The sequence below is a fragment of the Billgrantia hypersalina genome (assembly GCF_052584175.1).
The window spans coordinates 666,274-683,018 of the sequence record NZ_JBMIQI010000018.1; the positions used below are offsets into that span (position 1 = coordinate 666,274).

12 protein-coding genes and 1 tRNA gene are annotated in these 16,745 nt (G+C 64.6%); 10 read left to right on the forward strand and 3 right to left on the reverse strand.

The window, feature by feature from the left end; all coding sequences use genetic code 11:
• Position 1: 1 nt before the first annotated feature.
• The gene (gene hemA / locus ACOJCM_RS17620; RefSeq protein ID WP_445213365.1) at positions 2–1,267 is read right to left on the reverse strand and encodes a glutamyl-tRNA reductase; all 1,266 of its coding nucleotides are present in this window, start codon (positions 1,265–1,267) and stop codon (positions 2–4) included.
• A 235-nt stretch (positions 1,268–1,502) separates the two neighbouring features.
• Between hemA and ACOJCM_RS17625 the strand changes: the two genes are divergently transcribed.
• The 8 genes from ACOJCM_RS17625 to ACOJCM_RS17660 all read left to right on the forward strand — a co-directional run bounded on the left by ACOJCM_RS17625 (position 1,503) and on the right by ACOJCM_RS17660 (position 8,505).
• A complete protein-coding gene (locus ACOJCM_RS17625; protein WP_445213366.1) occupies positions 1,503–3,290 on the forward strand; it encodes a tetratricopeptide repeat protein in 1,788 nt (595 codons plus the stop codon).
• Positions 3,287–3,907, forward strand: coding sequence for a lipoprotein insertase outer membrane protein LolB (lolB, locus tag ACOJCM_RS17630; protein ID WP_445213367.1), 621 nt, complete (start codon positions 3,287–3,289; stop codon positions 3,905–3,907). The genes ACOJCM_RS17625 and lolB overlap by 4 nt, the downstream gene beginning before the upstream one ends.
• Positions 3,900–4,760 (forward strand): 4-(cytidine 5'-diphospho)-2-C-methyl-D-erythritol kinase, encoded by an 861-nt coding sequence (gene ispE, locus ACOJCM_RS17635; RefSeq protein WP_445213368.1) that lies wholly within the window; start codon positions 3,900–3,902, stop codon positions 4,758–4,760. Before lolB ends, ispE begins: the two co-directional genes overlap by 8 nt.
• A 96-nt stretch (positions 4,761–4,856) precedes the next feature.
• A complete protein-coding gene (locus ACOJCM_RS17640) occupies positions 4,857–5,798 on the forward strand; it encodes a ribose-phosphate pyrophosphokinase (RefSeq protein ID WP_010629229.1) in 942 nt (313 codons plus the stop codon).
• 99 nt (positions 5,799–5,897) lie between these two features.
• Positions 5,898–6,542, forward strand: a complete 645-nt coding sequence (locus ACOJCM_RS17645; protein ID WP_445213369.1) for a 50S ribosomal protein L25/general stress protein Ctc — start codon at positions 5,898–5,900, stop codon at positions 6,540–6,542.
• A gap of 83 nt (positions 6,543–6,625) precedes the next feature.
• Positions 6,626–7,207: an aminoacyl-tRNA hydrolase gene (gene pth / locus ACOJCM_RS17650; protein ID WP_445213370.1), complete on the forward strand. Its 582-nt coding sequence runs from the start codon at positions 6,626–6,628 to the stop codon at positions 7,205–7,207.
• 70 nt (positions 7,208–7,277) lie between these two features.
• Positions 7,278–8,369 carry a redox-regulated ATPase YchF gene (ychF, locus tag ACOJCM_RS17655; protein ID WP_445213371.1) on the forward strand — a complete coding sequence of 364 codons (1,092 nt, stop codon included), beginning with the start codon at positions 7,278–7,280 and terminating at the stop codon, positions 8,367–8,369.
• A gap of 59 nt (positions 8,370–8,428) precedes the next feature.
• A tRNA-Met gene (locus tag ACOJCM_RS17660) sits at positions 8,429–8,505 on the forward strand.
• Positions 8,506–8,556: 51 nt separating this feature from the next.
• Here the strand turns inward: ACOJCM_RS17660 and ACOJCM_RS17665 are convergent.
• Complete coding sequence (locus ACOJCM_RS17665; protein WP_445213372.1) at positions 8,557–9,855, reverse strand: M18 family aminopeptidase; 1,299 nt, start codon at positions 9,853–9,855, stop codon at positions 8,557–8,559.
• Between the two features lie 126 nt (positions 9,856–9,981).
• Here ACOJCM_RS17665 and ACOJCM_RS17670 point away from each other — a divergent pair, with 126 nt between their 5' ends.
• Positions 9,982–12,069, forward strand: a complete 2,088-nt coding sequence (locus tag ACOJCM_RS17670; RefSeq protein ID WP_445213373.1) for a carboxy terminal-processing peptidase — start codon at positions 9,982–9,984, stop codon at positions 12,067–12,069.
• A 277-nt stretch (positions 12,070–12,346) separates the two neighbouring features.
• The gene (locus ACOJCM_RS17675; protein WP_445213374.1) at positions 12,347–14,494 is read left to right on the forward strand and encodes a putative bifunctional diguanylate cyclase/phosphodiesterase; all 2,148 of its coding nucleotides are present in this window, start codon (positions 12,347–12,349) and stop codon (positions 14,492–14,494) included.
• Here the strand turns inward: ACOJCM_RS17675 and ACOJCM_RS17680 are convergent.
• Positions 14,484–16,742, reverse strand: coding sequence for an ATP-binding protein (locus tag ACOJCM_RS17680; protein WP_445213375.1), 2,259 nt, complete (start codon positions 16,740–16,742; stop codon positions 14,484–14,486). The two genes, ACOJCM_RS17675 and ACOJCM_RS17680, sit on opposite strands and share 11 nt — an antisense overlap.
• Positions 16,743–16,745: the final 3 nt, after the last annotated feature.

Here is a 16,745-nt window from a genome sequence, read left to right on the forward strand (position 1 = left end):
GTCAGGGTTTCGTTGATGGTGAGTCAAGCAGCAGCGCTTCGGCAGCGCTGAGCAGGTCGCGGCGCTCGCTGCCCGACGCCTCCCGCAGTGCCACCGTGGGACGATGCAGCAGGCGATTGGTGAGCTGATGCGCCAACAGGCGGATGACCTCCTCGGGGTCCTCGCCACGTGCCAGCCTTGCCAGGGCCTGGCGCTCGGACTGCTCGCGCAGGTCGGCCGCCTGGTCGCGATAGCGCCGAATCAGCTCCCCGCCACTGCGTATGCGACGCTCGTGCAGCCAGACGTGCACGCCGTGCTCGATCAGGGCTTCCGCCTGGTCGGCGGCCGCCTGGCGATGCCGACGATTCTCCTGTATCACCTCGTTGAGGTCGTCGACGGTGTACAAGAAAATGTCGTCAAGGTCGCCGACCTCGGGCTCGATGTCCCGCGGCACGGCGATGTCGACCATGAAGATCGGTCGATGGCGGCGCTTCTTCAGTGCTCTCTCCGCCATGCCCTTGCCCAGGATGGGCAAGGGGGACGCAGTCGACGAGATGACGATGTCGGAACGGGCCAGGGCATCGGGGATCTCGTTGAGCGAGATCGCCTCGGCGCCGAATTCGCCGGCCAGCAGCTCGGCACGCTCCCGCGTGCGGTTGGCCACGATCATGTCGCGCACCCCGGCTTCGCGCAGGTGCCTTGCCACCAGCTCGATGGTTTCGCCGGCGCCGATCAGCAACGCCCGCGAGCGGCTGAAATCCTCGAAGATGCGACTTGCCAAGCTCACCGCGGCATAGGCCACCGAGACCGGATTCTGGCCGATGCCGGTCCGCGTGCGCACCTGCTTGGCCACGGCGAAGGTGTGCTGGAACAGCAGCTCCAGCTCACCGCCCAGGCCGCTCGCCTCGCGTGCCGACTGGTAGGCATCCTTGAGCTGGCCCAGGATCTGAGGCTCCCCCAGCACCATCGAATCCAGCCCCACGGCTACGCGCATCAGGTGACGCGCGGCGTCGTTGTCGAGATAGTGATAGGCGCAAGGCGTCAGCTCATCGAGCGACAGCCCGTGAAAATGACTCAGCCAGTCGAGTATCACCCGCTCCCCGCTCGGCTCGGTAACGCAGTAGAGCTCCGTGCGGTTGCAGGTCGAGAGCACTGCCGCTTCATGCACCTGGGGAATCCGGCGCAGCTCGGTCAGCGCCGACTCCAGCTGAGCGGGGGCGAAGGCGACCCGCTCGCGTACCGCGATAGTGGCCGTCTTGTGGTTGATTCCAAGGGCAAGAAGCGTCATGCGATAAGCGTCATCGGTGGTATCGGCCGGCGGCACCGTCAAAAGTGAAAAACGTCTCTGCGGCGCTGCATTCTATCACAGCCTTTCGGTCTCGGCGCCAAGCCCACGGAGCGTGCAATTGACGCACGACAAGGCAGGATGCATTCGAAGCGCATGGCGCGGCTAACGCAGCGACCCTTTGCCCACGGATGGCTAGTCGGTATGCTGGCGGCTTGGGACACCGGATGAGATACGCATGCCCTCGACGCTGATACGCTCTTCTCGCCATGGATGGGCAGCGCTCGGCCTCGCTGCCCTACTGAGCGGCTGCCAAGGCCTGGCCACCCATCCTTTCGCCACCTCTTCGCCAGAGGACCCCATGGCCACGGCGCCTCCCATCGAACGAGGGCTGGATGCCGAGGGGCTGGCAACGCTGCTGACGGCGGAGCTGTCCGGACAGCGCGGCAATTATCGTCGCGCCACCCTGGGCTACCTGGCCATGGCCGAACGCTACGATGCCGCGCAATTGGCCGAGCGCGGCACGCTGGCGGCGCGTTTCAGCAACGACCCCTTGTTGCTCGAACAGGCAGTGAACGCCTGGCACCAGCTCGCGCCCCGGGACGAAGCGCCGCTACGCCTGCTGGCCGGCCTGGCCCTGCAGCGCGGCGACTGGCCGACGGCACTCGACTGGCGCCTGGCGCTGGCCGAGCAGGGCCAACCTGCCGAGCTGGCGCTGTTTGCGGAACTGGCGCTCGAGGCGGATACCGATCCGCTCCCCCTGCGCGAACGCTTGCGTGACTATCTCGAACGCACCGGTGCGCAGACCCACCCTCACTACCACGATGCGGTACTGGCAACCGCCATCCTCGAGGCGGCCACCGGGCAGCGCCAGCAAGCAGAGAGGCGCCTGGAGCTGCTCGCCCGCGACCACTCGGAACTTCCTGCCCTGTGGCTGACCCGAGCCCAGCTGGAGCTGGAGGCGGACAATCCGAGCCGGGCCCGCGAGGCAGCGCGCCAGGGCCTTGAAATCTCCCCCGGCGACCCCCGCTTCCTGCTGTTGATGGCCCAGGCCGAGCTGATGCTGGGCAATGTCACCGCCGCCGAACGGCACACCTCGACTCTGCTGGACGAGCACGTCGGCGGCCAGGAGCTGCGCCTCTCGCTGGCACGTCTCTATCTGGAAGGCGGCCATCTCGAAGCCGCCCGGCGACTCTTGCTGCCGCTGGTCAGCAGCGACGAGCCGCCGCCGACCGCCTTCTACCTGATGGGCCTCATCGCCGAGGAAGAGAACGAGGTCGACAACGCGCTACTATATTACCGCCAGGTGAGCCCCGGCAGCGATTTCCTCCGCGCCCGCATGCGAGCGGCCAGGATGCTGATCGAGGACGATCGCCTGCTCGACGCCCGCGCCTTCCTGCGCATCGAGCGCCTGCGTCATGAAACCCGCTTCAGTGAGCTGGTGGCACTGGAGGTGGAACTTCTCGACGAAATCGGCATGCACGCCGAAGCGGACGCCCTGCTCGACCGCGAGCTGTCTCGCACCCCCAACGACGAAGCGCTGCTTTATTTGCGCGCCATGCGCGCCTGGGGGAACGGCGACCTCGAGGCAATGGAGCGGGATATGGGACGCATCATCGAGGCCAACCCGGACAACGCCGCCGCCCTCAATGCTCTGGGCTACACCCTGGCGGAACTCGATATCGAGGATCGGCTGGAAGAAGCGCGCGACCTGATCGAGCGAGCCCATGAACTCGAGCCAGGCAATCCCGCCATCATGGACAGCCTGGGCTGGGTCTACTATCGACTGGGCGACCCGGAGCGTGCCCTGCCCTGGCTGGAGCGTGCATACGCCGCGATGCCGGACCAGGAGATCGCCGCCCACCTGGCCGAAGTGCTGTGGGTCCTGGAGCGCCAGGACGCGGCTCGTGGCATTGTCGAGCAGGCGATGCACCGTCACGACGAGCGCCCTCTCATCGACGCGTTGCTGGAGCGCATTCCCCAACTGGCGCCCGACTCATCCACCGCCAACGAGACAACGCCATGAAAAGCTACACTGCTGCGATTCGCTGGGCTGCCACGTGCCTCACCCTCGCCTTGCTGGCCGGCTGCGCCACCCCCGGGACGTCGCCTGACGGCGACCGCAGGTCCGACCAGTGGCAGGCCCAGCAGGAGCGCCTGGAGGCGCTGGATACCTGGGTACTGACCGGCAAGGCCGGGCTGCGAACTCCCCAGGAGACCACTAGCGCCAACCTGGATTGGAGTCAACATCCTCATTACTACCGCATGCTGATCAGCGGACCCTTCGGCAGCGGCCGCAACCTGCTCGAGGGCCGTGAGGGACGTTTCACGCTGGCTAACGCCGAAGGCCGCTTCGAAGCCGAGACGCCCGAGGCGCTGATGCAGCAGCAGCTCGGCTGGTCGCTGCCGGTCAGCTCGCTCTCCGACTGGATTCGCGGCCTGCCCGCGGAGCATAGCCAGTATCGGATCGAGCGCGACGACGACGGCTTTCCGCAGCGGCTCGAACAGGATGGCTGGCTGATCGAATATCGCGACTGGACCGAGGTCGAGTCGTTGATCCTGCCCCGCCGGCTGGTCATGGAATTTGACGATCTGCGCGTGACGCTGGTGGTCACGGAGTGGCGCCCCACCCTCGATGACTGACTCCAAGCGCGAGCTCGTGCTGCCGGCGCCGGCCAAGCTCAACCGCATGTTGCATATCGTTGGTCGTCGGGCCGACGGCTACCACGAGCTGCAGACGCTGTTCCAGTTCCTCGACCATGGCGACGAGCTGCGGCTGCGCCCGAGAGAAGACGGTCAGATCCGCTTGTCGCCTTCGCTTGCCGGCGTACCCGAGGAGGCCAACCTGATCGTACGCGCCGCTCGCCTGCTGCAGGCCCAAACCGGCTGCCGGCTGGGTGCCGATATCCAGTTGACCAAACGCCTGCCCATGGGCGGCGGGCTGGGCGGTGGCAGCAGCGATGCCGCCACCACGCTGCTCGGGCTCGACCGGCTCTGGCAGCTGGACCTCACGCTCGACCGCTTGGCGGAACTCGGGCTGCGCCTCGGCGCCGACGTGCCGGTCTTCGTCCACGGGCATGCCGCCTGGGCCGAGGGGGTCGGTGACAAGCTCACACCGGTCGCGCTCGACACGCCCTGGTTCGTGGTCGTGCATCCCGGCATCGAGATCGCCACCGCCGCGGTGTTCGGGGCGGCGCAATTGACACGTGACACTGCCCCGATTACCATGGCGCGCGCACTGCAGGGGGGAGCGCCCAGCTGGCACAACGACTGCGAGCCGACGGTCAGATCACTCTATCCGCCGGTCGCCGAAGCACTCGACTGGCTTGGCAACCGGGCACCCGCCATGCTGACGGGAACCGGTGGCTGCATTTTTGCCCGTCTCGATTCGCAGGCCGAGGCTCGGCAACTCATGGCTGATCTGCCGGGCCGCTATACTGCCTTCACGGCCCGCGGCCTGAACCTCTCCCCGCTACATGCTGCTCTAGGCCGTTGAACATGATGCCGCCAAGCGCTCGCTCCTACACGCTGCGCTCATGACATCCTGGCTCATCGCCAACGGAGCTCCCCAACACTGCATAGGTGGATGCGCGTGTCAAAATTGATGGTTTTTGCCGGGAATGCCAACCCCGAACTCGCCCAGAAGATCGCCGAGAGTCTCGATACTCGCATGGGTAACGCCACGGTCGGGCAGTTCAGCGATGGCGAGATCGCGGTCGAGATCAACGAGAACGTTCGCGGCAAGGATGTCTTCATTCTGCAATCCACCTGCGCGCCGACCAACGACAACCTGATGGAACTGATCCTGATGGTGGATGCCCTGCGCCGGGCCTCGGCCACGCGGATCACCGCCGTGGTTCCCTACTTCGGCTACGCGCGCCAGGACCGCCGGGTGCGCTCCGCCCGGGTTCCCATCTCGGCCAAGGTGGTTGCCGACATGATGGTCAAGGCCGGCGTCGACCGGGTCATGACCATGGACCTTCACGCCGATCAGATTCAGGGTTTCTTCGATGTGCCGGTGGACAACGTCTACGGCTCGCCGATCCTGCTCGACGACATCGAGCGCCAGAACTACGACGACCTGGTGGTGGTATCGCCCGATGTGGGCGGCGTGGTACGCGCCCGCGCCATCGCCAAGCAGCTCAACGCCGATCTCGCCATCATCGACAAGCGCCGCCCCCAGGCCAATCAGGCCCAGGTGATGCACATCATCGGCGAGATCGAGAACCGCACCTGCGTGGTGGTCGACGACATGATCGATACCGCCGGCACCCTGTGCAAGGCCGGCGACGCGCTGAAGGACCACGGCGCGCGCCGGGTGGTGGCCTACGCCACCCACCCGATCCTCTCGGGCCCGGCGGTGGAGAACATCACCGGCTCGGTGCTCGACGAAGTGGTCGTTACCGATACCATTCCGCTGTCCGACGTTGCCCGTCGCAGCGGCAAGATTCGCCAGCTCAGCGTGGCGGGGCTGATCGCCGAAGCGATCCGCCGCGTCAGCAACGAAGAATCCGTCAGCGCCATGTTCCATTGAGGAACGCGCCGGAGTAGCGCCCCTGCGGGGGCTTTCGGGAACGTTGCGATCAGGTCGCGGGTCGCACGTCTCCCTTACATTCAGCAAGAGGCACTATCAATGTCAGATTTCACACTCAATGCCAGCGTTCGTAACGACCTGGGGAAAGGTGCGAGCCGCCGCCTGCGTCGTGCGAACCTCGAGGTGCCGGCCATCGTCTACGGTGGCGACAAGGCACCCCAGCCGATCGCCCTCGACAAGGCTCCGTTCTACAAGGCCATCGAGGATGAAACCTTCTTCTCCTCCGTGCTCAACCTGGTCATCGACGGCAAGAGCGAGCAGGTGGTAGTACGTGATCTGCAGCGCCATCCGTACAAGCCGCTGATCACGCACGCCGACTTCCTGCGTGTTGACGCCACCCACGAAATCACCATCAACGTGCCGCTGCACGTCGTGGGCGAAGAGAAGTCCAAGGGCATCAAGGATCAGGGCGGCGAGCTGCACGTGCTCTCCACCGAGGTTCAGATCAGCTGTCTGCCGAAGGATCTGCCCGACTTCCTCGAGGTCGATATCAGCGACGTCGAGATGGGTACCACCCTGCACCTCTCCGATCTCAAGCTGCCGGCTGGCGTGACCCTGGTCGAACTCACCCACGGTGCCGACCACGACAACGCCGTGCTGAGCATCACCAAGCCGAAGGGCCGTAGCGAGGCCGAAGAAGGCGCGGAAGGTGAAGGCGAGGAAGGCGAAGGCAGCGGCGAGTAAGCGTTGCTGTCGGGGCCGTCCGCTGGCGGCCCCTTCCCGACCCGACCAAGCGCTGCGGCGCTTTTTTCGTTTGGAGGCCTCGCATGCCCCAAGTCAAGGCGATCATCGGGCTGGGCAATCCCGGTGACAACTACGCCGCCACGCGCCACAACGCCGGCGCCTGGCTGGTGGAGATCCTGGCTCGCCAGGCCGGCACCGAGCTGCGCCCCGAGAAGAAGTTCCTCGGCCTTTACGCCAAGGTGCTGCTCGACGGCCACGAACTGCACCTACTCGAGCCCACCACCTTCATGAACCGCAGCGGCGCAGCAGTGGCGGCGCTGTGCCAGTTCTTCAAGATCGCCCCGGCGGAGCTGCTGGTAGCCCACGACGAGCTGGACATTCCCCCGGGCACGGCCCGCTACAAGCAGGGCGGCGGGCACGGCGGGCACAACGGCCTGCGCGACATCATCAGCGCACTGGGCGACAAGAACTTCAACCGATTGCGCATCGGCATCGGTCACCCCGGCGACTCGCGCCAGGTGACAAACTACGTGCTGGGGCGCCCCGGCAAGGCGGAGCTCGAGGCCATCGGCGCGGCTCTCGAGGAGTGCCTGGCGACACTGCCGCTCGCCGTGTCGGAAGACTGGGCCCGGGCCATGAGCCGGCTGCATAGCTTCACGGGCTGAACCGGATCGAACGCTGATCTAGAATAGCCCCCACTGCGACGCCATCCGCCATCTTACTCAGGACAATACCATGGGTTTCAACTGCGGTATCGTCGGCCTGCCCAACGTCGGCAAGTCGACTCTCTTCAATGCCCTGACCAAGTCCGGCATCGACGCCGAGAACTTCCCCTTCTGCACCATCGAACCCAACGTCGGCATCGTGCCGATGCCCGACCCGCGCCTCGACAAGCTGGCCGAGATCGTGAAACCGCAGAAGGTGATCCCCACCACCATGGAGTTCGTCGATATCGCCGGTCTGGTGGCGGGCGCCTCCAAGGGTGAAGGGCTCGGCAACCAGTTCCTGGCCAATATCCGCGAGACCCAGGCCATCGCCCACGTGGTGCGCTGCTTCGACAACGACAATGTGATCCATGTGTCCAATCAGGTCGATCCGCGCGCCGATATCGAGACCATCAACCTGGAACTGGCACTGGCCGACCTCGACACCGTCGAGCGTGCCATCCAGCGCCTGGTTCGCGTGGTCAAGGGTGGCGACAAGGAGGCCATCGCCACCAAGGCGATCCTCGACCGCATCCAGCCCCACCTGGCCGAGGGCCAGCCGCTGCGCAGCTTCGGCCTCGATGACGAAGAGAAGCGACAGCTCAAGAGTTTCGGTTTCCTGACGCTCAAGCCGACCATGTACATCGCCAACGTCAACGAGGACGGTTTCGACAACAACCCCTACCTCGACGTCGTCAATGCGATTGCCGCCGAAGAGGGCGCCGTCGTGGTACCGGTATGCAACCAGCTGGAAGCCGAGATTGCCGAACTGGATGACGAAGAGCGCGCCATGTTCCTCGACGAAATGGGCATGGAGGAGCCTGGGCTCGACCGGGTGATTCGCGCCGGCTACAAGCTGCTCGGACTGCAGACCTATTTCACCGCGGGGGTCAAGGAAGTGCGCGCCTGGACGGTCAGGATCGGCGCCACCGCCCCCGAGGCGGCGGGCGTGATCCACACCGACTTCCAGAAGGGTTTCATCCGCGCCGAGGTCATCGCTTATGACGATTTCGTCGCGTTGGGCGGTGAACAGGGTGCCAAGGACGCCGGCAAGTGGCGGCTCGAAGGCAAGGAGTATGTCGTCCAGGATGGGGACGTGATTCACTTCCGCTTCAACGTGTGATCGTCATCGCCAGGCTTGACCTGGGAGAGGTGAATCCGTAAACTTCGCCTCCGTTGATTGGCTACGTAGCTCAGTTGGTTAGAGCACATCACTCATAATGATGGGGTCCCCTGTTCGAGTCAGGGCGTAGCCACCAGAGATCGAAAAAACCCGGCGTCCTTGGCGCCGGGTTTTTCGTGGTTGCGATTCAGCTCAGCTGCGGGCGGTTGGCGAAGGCGACCAGCGCCCGGGTCAAGTATTCCACATCGTTGGCACCGGCGGTTTCGCGAATCGAGTGCATGGCCCACTGCGGCACGCCCACGTCCAGCGTCGGTACGCCGAGCTCGGTGGCGGTGATCGGTCCGATGGTGCTGCCACAGCCCATGTCGGCACGAGTCACGAAGGTCTGTACCGGCACGCCGGCTTCGCGGCAGAGATCACGGAACAGCGCCGAGGTCGCACTGTTGGTGGCGTATCGCTGGTTGGCGTTGACCTTGATCACCGGCCCGCCGTTGATCGCCGGCCCATGGGCGGCATCGTGCTTGTCGGTGAAGTTGGGGTGGAGGGCGTGGGCATTGTCGCAGGAGATCATGCGCGAGGCCTGGATCAAGCGAATGAAGCCTTCGTCGCCGGCCTCGCCGAGCTGCGCGTTGACACGGCGCAGCACATCGCCGAGGAAGGGCCCCTGGGCACCGCTGGCACTGGCACTGCCTACTTCTTCATGATCGTTGGCCACCAGCACCACGCCCTGGCTGCCGTCGCTCTCGAGCAGCGCCTCGAGACCGATGAAACAGGAGAGCAGGTTGTCGAGTCGCGCACTGGCCACCAGTTCGCGCTCGACACCGATCAGCGCCGGAGGCTGCACGTCAAACAGTGCCAACTCGAAGTCGAGAATCTCGGCGCCCGCGATGCCGTGCTGAGCCTCCAACCACTCGAGCAGCAGCCGCTGCAGGTCGGCCTTCTCCCCGCCCTGCAGGAAGACCGGGGGCATCTGGGTCTGGGCATTGATGGGCCGGCCATTGTTCACCTCGCGATCGAGATGGATGGCGAGACTCGGAATGACGGCGACGGGTCGGTCCACGTGCAGCAGCACGCCTTCGATACGGCCTTCGGGATGGCGCACGTGGACGCGACCTGCCAGGCCGAGGTCGCGATCGTACCAGGGCGCAAGCAGCACGCCGCCATAGAGTTCGACACCGAGCTGTAGCCAGCCGGCCGAGACTTGAGCGGCTTGCGGTTTCAAGCGCAGCCCGGGGCTATCGGTATGAGCGCCGACCATCCGCAACGACTCGAGACCGTCTCGAGGCAGTTGCAGCGCAACGATCGACGAGTCGTTGCGCGTGGCATAGACTCGCTCGCCGGGCACAAGCTGCCAGGGCAGTCGTTCGTCAAGCCGGCGATAACCGGCGGCTTCGAGCCGTTCGGCCATGACCGAGACGGCATGCCAAGGAGTGGGAGAACGGTGCAGGAAATCGAGCAGGCGCTCGAGACGGGCTTCCCGAGACATGTGAATCCTCATCAGGGGTCGTGGTTGACGCGAGAGCTGCTACAATGCGATGTCTGCCTTGGCAACTCATGAGCCATACGCTTGTCTAGGGAAGGAAGTGTACACGAAACCAGGGGTGCTTCATTGATGAGCCTGTTAGCCGTTCTTCGGCGCACCGCGATCCTGTCGCTGGTGCCGCTACTGTCGTGCGCTCAACTGGCGCTCGCCCAGATCCAGCCCAGCGACGATCAGCGGCAGGCCGCCCTGGAGGTGGCCGAGTCGCTGCGCTACGGCCATTATGCCGAAACCGCCCTCGACGACGCCTGGTCGCGCCGGGCGTTCGAGCGCTACCTCGAAGTGCTCGACGGCCAGCGCGCCTTCCTGCTCGAGAGCGACGTGGAGGAATTCCGCCATCTCGAGGCGCGTATCGACGACATGCTCTTCGAAGGCGAACTGGCTCCCGCCTACCAGCTTTACCAGCGCTACCACGACCGCGCCGAGGCGCGCTTCGAATGGTTGCTCGACGCCCTCGACGAAGGTCTCGAGTTTTCCTATGAAACCGACAAGCGTCTGGATCTGGACCGTCGCGAGGTTCCCTGGGCAGAAAGCGAAGCCGAACTGGAGGAGCTCTGGAGCCGGCGGCTGAAGAATGACGCCCTCACCCTGGACATCAGCGGCCAGGACGACGAGCAAGTGGAAAACAACCTGCGTCAGCGCTACGAGGGCCAGCTCTCGCGGCTGCGCCAGACGAATGGCGAGGACGTCTTCGGCCTGTTCATGGCAGCGGTGACCAGCAGCATCGACCCGCATACCGAATACCTTTCTCCTCGCCAGGGCGAATCCTTCGATATCCAGATGCGGCTGTCGCTGGAGGGTATCGGTGCCATGCTGCAGTCCGACGGCGAGTACGTGAAGGTGACCAGCCTGGTGCCGGGAGGCCCCGCGGATCGCGCCGGGGTGCTGGAACCCGCCGACCGCATCGTCGGCGTGGGCCAGGAGGACGAGGACGAAGTCGTCAACGTGGTCGGCATGCGGCTGGACGAAGTGGTCGACCTGATCCGCGGCCCCAAGGGCACCCTCGTGCGCCTCGAGGTCGTGCCGGCGGAAGCCGTGGACATGACCCGCTCGCATAGCGTCGAGATCACCCGAGACACCGTGGATCTCGAAGAGCAAGCAGCGAAGGGCGAGATCGTCGAAGTGGAGCGCGACGACGGCAAGCAGCGTATCGGCGTGATCACCATTCCCACCTTTTATGTCGACTTCGATGCCTGGCAAGCCGGTGCCGAGGAGTTTCGCAGCACCACGCGTGACGTCGCGCGCGAAGTCGAACGGCTGAAAGGGGAAGGCATCGACGGCCTCATGCTCGACCTGCGCAACAACGGTGGCGGCGCCCTGCAGGAAGCCAACTCCCTGCTCGGCCTGTTCATCGACCGCGGCCCGACCGTACAGGTGCGGGATGCTCGCGGACGGATCAGCCTTTACGGGGATACCGAAACCGGCACCCTCTACGACGGCCCGCTGGCCGTGCTGGTCAACCGGCTCTCGGCCTCGGCCTCGGAGATCTTCGCCGGCGCCATCCAGGACTATGGCCGCGGCCTGGTATTGGGCAGCGCCACCTTCGGCAAGGGCACCGTGCAGACCCTGAACGACCTGAGCCATGGCCAGATCAAACTGACCCGAGCCAAGTTCTACCGTATCTCGGGCGAGAGCACGCAGCACCGCGGCGTCGAGCCCGACATTCTCTTTCCCGACCTGGTCGACCCTGAGCGAATCGGCGAAAGCAGTTTGGACAACGCGCTCGAATGGGACACCGTGCAAGCCGTGCAGTACCGTCACTACGGCGAACCCTGGGAGTACCTCGAAACGCTGCGGTCCCGGCATCGCGAGCGGGTCGATTCGCACCCCAACTTTATCTACCTGAAGGAGCGGGTCGAACTGGCACGCCGCATGCGTGAGGAGCACACCAGTGTGAGCCTCGACCGGGACCAGCGCCAGCGTGAGGTAGAGGCCCGCGACGCCGAGCAGCTTGATCTGGAGAATCGACGTCGCAGGGCACTGGGGTTGGAACCGCTTGACGAACTGGTCGATGCACGCGCCGACCTGACGGGCACAGAGGAAGCCGAGGCCGAAAACGACGAAGACGAGCCGGTGGAACGCGTGCAGGTGACCGAGGCGGCCGCCATCCTCGCCGACTATGCCGAACTCACCGAACGGCGCCTGGCCGGCCGCTTCTGAACGAGCCGTTTCCGGCAGCGTTGCCCTGCCGCCGGGCATCCAGTGCGACGAACCTCGACTGGGTGCCCTCCCCTGCCGGCCGGACCGCACATTAAGCGGTCGCACTGGATCGCCCCCTTACCTCTCAGGCCAAGTAAAGTTGACGGCTTCGTTAACGAGGCCATTTGTCGGCGCCTCGCTTTTGCTCGACCATGAGGTAACCGGTAACGACTCGATAGCGAGGCATACCGGCCCGTAGCGCAGGCCATCATGCGCTCGCTTGAGTGGAGGGCTTCTTGTGAATGATCCGAGCGGGCTGAACCCATCCACCGATACCACGCATGACGCCGAGAAACGCGGCGCCTCCCACGGCAAGGCCGGAACGGGCGACAGCGTGCTGGTTATTGACGATGACCCCACCATCCGGCTGCTGATTGAATCGGGCCTTAAGCGCAAGAATTATCGGGTGGTGCTCGCGGCCGATGGCCAGCAGGGCCTTGAGGCGTTCGCACGACACGCTCCCGACCTCGTGCTGGTGGACGTCAGCATGCCAGGACTCAACGGCTTCGATACGCTGCGCGCCCTCCGAAGCGGCCAGGTCGGTCGAAAGGGTCTGCACGTGCCCCTGCTGATGCTGACCGGAAGCGACGACGTCGGTTCCATCAACGATGCCTTTGAGGCTGGCGCCACCGACTTCCTGACCAAGCCGATCAATCTCCCGCTCCTCGCCGAACGGGTACGCTACGCGCTGAGCGGTGCCGAGCGCGAGAGAGCCCTGCGTGAAGCTCAACTGGAGCAGGCCAGCGCCTGCAAGCTGGCGCGCCTGGGCTTCTGGCATCTCGATATCCAGAGCGGCAGTCTGACATGGTCGGAGGAAGCTGCCGAGATGCTGGGCTGGCCAACCTTGCCCGCTACTATCGATGAACTGGTTGCCTTGGCGGATTCCAAGGCGCGGCCGCACCTGGAAACCGCCCTCAGTGTCGCCAGCCAGAACCGCGAAGGGCTCGACCTGGAGCTCACCATCGGCAAAGGCTGCCAAGAGCGCACCCTGCGCCTGCAAAGTGTCGACCAGAGCCACGAGCAGCAGCTGGTGGGAGCTTTTCAGGATGTCACGTCATTACGGGCGTTCGAGGACAAGGCCCTCTACCTGGCAGCTCATGATGAGCTGACCGGACTGCCCAAGCGGCACTGTTTCCTCAGCTTGCTTGCCGAGCGTCTGGGCCAGGCGGGTGAGACCCGCTGGCTGGTTGCGGTGCTCAATATCTGCCGCCTGCATCGAATCAACGAAGCGTTGGGGATACGCGCCGGTGACCAGGCCCTGATGCTCTTTGCGCGCCGCTTGACGCAGCACATGCCGGGCCGTGCCCTCATCGGGCGCCTGGAAGCCGATACGTTTGGCATCGCCATTCCGCTCTTGGGGTCGATGGACCCGCGGCAGCTTTGTCAGCAGTGGCTACCGCCCCTGGCGCAAGCCCAGCAGATTGCCGGGGAAGAAGTCTTCATCGACTTCACTGCCGGCGGCAGCGTGTTTCCCGAGGATGCGCAGGATGCCGAGGCGCTACTGGGCGCTGCCTTGCAAGCACAGCGGCTCGCCCGCTCCCAGACAGGCCATCAGCGACTGCTGTTCAAGCATGAGATCCTGGGCCGCTGCGATATCGGAGCATTGAGCCTCGAGGCGCATCTCCAACAGGCGCTACAAAAGCAAGAATTCTTCCTCGTCTACCAGCCGCAGCAGCATCTCTCAGATGGGCATATCAGCGGAGTGGAGGCGTTGTTGCGCTGGCGTCATGAAGATCGCGGGGTGGTTTCGCCCGTTGAATTCATTCCGCTTTTGGAAGAAACGGGGCTTATCGTCGAAGTCGGTGACTGGGTCATCCGGGACGCCTGCCGTCAGCTCGCCGAGTGGAACCGAGCCGGCTTGCACCTGCGCATGAGCATCAACCTGTCAGCCGTGCAGTTCAACGAGCCAGGTTTCACTCAGCGCATCATGGCTCATGTGAATGCCCATCGGCTGTTGCCCAAGCAGCTCGAACTGGAAATTACCGAGAGTGCGGCCATGGGCCATCCCGAGCAGACCCTGGCTATTCTGCAGGAACTGAAGGATCTGGGGTTCTCCATTGCCATCGACGACTTCGGGACAGGCCACTCCTCATATAGCTATCTGTTGCGCTTCCCCATCGACACGCTGAAGATCGATCGCAGCTTCACCAACCGCATTACCGAGGATCGCGCCAGCCGCGCGATTGTCCGCTCGTTGACTACGCTCGGCCAAGGACTGGGATTCAGGACCATTGCCGAAGGCGTGGAGACTCAGCGCCAGCGCGATTATCTGGAAGCTCTCGATATCGAGGAGATCCAGGGGTTCTGGCTGGCAAGACCCATGGAGGCGAAACGGCTGGTCGACTTCGTCGTGGCCACCGCCGATAAGCTCGCGCTCACGCGCTAGTGTTCGACGCACCCTCAGTCCGGGGATAACCCAGCAGGGCAAAGGCTGCCTCTGCCCTGTGACCAAGATGGATCAAGCGTTTCACTGCCGCTTCGAGGATGTCCAGCTCCGTCTCGTCCGCCATGAGCTCGAGCTTGGCTGACGCTTGCGCAAGGTCCGTACAGCCCATGGAAGCCGATGCCCCCTTCAAGGAGTGCGCGGTTTCACGGACCCCCGTACGGTTCTCCTGGCGAAGGCAGAGGAGCAAGGTCTCGCCATCCTCCTTCAGCCTCTCGACAAAGCGCTGGACCAGGTTGCGCAATGCCGCTTCATCGAGAGCATCGCGCAGCGCGGCCAGGATCGTGGGGTCAATCGCTCCCCCCGCTTCGCGTGAAGAATACCCGGCGATGGAAGGCTCCCCGCCTGACTGCACCGTGGCGCAGACTGCGTCCTCCGTCTCGCGTCGACGACTCGCCAGCGACCACTGTTGCAGCACGCGCTGCAGCTCCTGGCGCGTGTAAGGCTTGCAGAGCACATCGTCCATGCCGGCCTCCAGGCAACGTTGCCTTGCCGAGGGAGTCGCATTGGCCGTCAAAGCTACGATAGGGGGGTAACCGGACCCATCCCGCCGACGCCATCGGCGCGTGGTTTCCAACCCATCGAGCGTCGGCATCTGCATGTCCATCAGCACGAGGTCGAACCGGTGGCTTGCCATCTCCTCGATCCCGGCCAGGCCGTCGGCTGCTACCCTGACGGTCTGACCCAGCCGCTCGAGCATGGCCCTGGCCAGTTCGCGGTTGGCCGGCTGGTCCTCAACGATGAGAACCTGCCCTCTGGGTAGCTTCGTGGCCGACTCCTGTCGCGCCCTCGCATGGCATTCAATGGCAATCGGGGTCGGCTCACACAACGGCAGGGATACGTGAAAGCAACTGCCCACCCCCTCCTGGCTCTCAACGTCGATCCGTCCCTGCATGGCCTTGACCAGGCGCTCGCAAATGGCCAGCCCCAGCCCCGAGCCGCCATAGCGCCGGGCGATGGTACTGTCCGCCTGGGTGAAAGGCTTGAAAATCAGTGTCTGGCTCTGCTCGGGAATGCCGCACCCGGTGTCTTCCACGCTCAAGCAGAGCGTGTCGTCCCCGGCAGCGCGAACCGACAGTCGCACTTCCCCCGTGCTAGTGAACTTGAAGGCATTGTTGAGCAGGTTCATGAGGACCTGTCCGATGCGTGTGGTGTCGCCCAGCAGCCAGGTTGGCAGAGCCTCGTCCACGCTCACGACGAAGGCGATTCCCTGCCCTTCGCTCAGCAGCCGGTAATGTCGGCTCAGCTGGGCCACGAACTCTTCCAGGTGAAACGGCTGGGGATCGATATCCAGCGCACCGGCATCGTACTTGGTATAGTCGATGACGTCATTGATGACCGACTTCAGCGTCACGAGGCTGTCGTTCAAGGTTTCCAGAAGCTGAGTCCCCCGAACGGTGAGCGGCTCATAGGCGAGCAGTTCGGCGACCCCGACCACGCCATTGAGCGGCGTGCGTATCTCGTGGCTCATCACTGCCATGAACTCGGACTTGGCCTGGCTGGCATGCTCCGCTCGCTGGACCGCGGCATCGAGATCGCGCGCCTGCACCTCGAGCAAGTCGCGCCGCTGGCGATTGGCCCTGCCCTCCTGGATCAGCGACACCACCAGGACGGATCCGGCCACCATCAACAGCACGATCAATGCCAGCAACACCTTGTAGAGGTGCCAGAGGTTGTCGCGCTCCTGGGTTCGCATCCTCGCGACATGCGCATTGATATCGAGCAATAGTCGTGAGGTGAGTTCCTGCAGCATAGACAACCGCTGCGACAGGTCCTGGTGGAGGACCTGGTCGAGCAGCCGGTGGTCGCCTGCCAGTGCCGACATGAGCGGGTCGAGTTCCCGAACCGCACCGATAGCCTGTTCCAGCGGCTCCCCCAGGGGCTGTTGCGTCAGCGTCTGCTTGAGCTCTCCCCGGCCAAACAGATCGGCACGGCTGAACAATATTTCATAGCGCAGCAGCACGGCATCGAGGCCGGCCTCCTGCCATCCCGACAGCGCCAGCCGCATCTCGTTGACTTCACGGTCGAACTGGTAGGCGGACCAGGTGAGATCCTCGAGCATCCTGTGCTCGATCTGCTGCTGGCGGTCATAGATGATCTTCACGGTCAGCAGCGCCGAACAGAACAGCAACACCGCCGCGAAGGCTGCGATTCGATAACGCAGGGCAAGACTGCCCTTCAACCTGGACATGGC

Bases quoted from the DNA above. Each gene is read 5' to 3' on its own strand.
- hemA (WP_445213365.1), bottom strand. From the start codon at position 1,267: ATGACGCTTCTTGCCCTTGGAATCAACCACAAGACGGCCACTATCGCG.
- ACOJCM_RS17680 (WP_445213375.1), bottom strand. From the start codon at position 16,742: ATGTCCAGGTTGAAGGGCAGTCTTGCCCTGCGTTATCGAATCGCAGCC.
- lolB (WP_445213367.1), top strand. From the start codon at position 3,287: ATGAAAAGCTACACTGCTGCGATTCGCTGGGCTGCCACGTGCCTCACC.
- ACOJCM_RS17670 (WP_445213373.1), top strand. From the start codon at position 9,982: ATGAGCCTGTTAGCCGTTCTTCGGCGCACCGCGATCCTGTCGCTGGTG.
- pth (WP_445213370.1), top strand. From the start codon at position 6,626: ATGCCCCAAGTCAAGGCGATCATCGGGCTGGGCAATCCCGGTGACAAC.
- ACOJCM_RS17625 (WP_445213366.1), top strand. From the start codon at position 1,503: ATGCCCTCGACGCTGATACGCTCTTCTCGCCATGGATGGGCAGCGCTC.
- ACOJCM_RS17645 (WP_445213369.1), top strand. From the start codon at position 5,898: ATGTCAGATTTCACACTCAATGCCAGCGTTCGTAACGACCTGGGGAAA.
- ychF (WP_445213371.1), top strand. From the start codon at position 7,278: ATGGGTTTCAACTGCGGTATCGTCGGCCTGCCCAACGTCGGCAAGTCG.
- ACOJCM_RS17665 (WP_445213372.1), bottom strand. From the start codon at position 9,855: ATGTCTCGGGAAGCCCGTCTCGAGCGCCTGCTCGATTTCCTGCACCGT.
- ispE (WP_445213368.1), top strand. From the start codon at position 3,900: ATGACTGACTCCAAGCGCGAGCTCGTGCTGCCGGCGCCGGCCAAGCTC.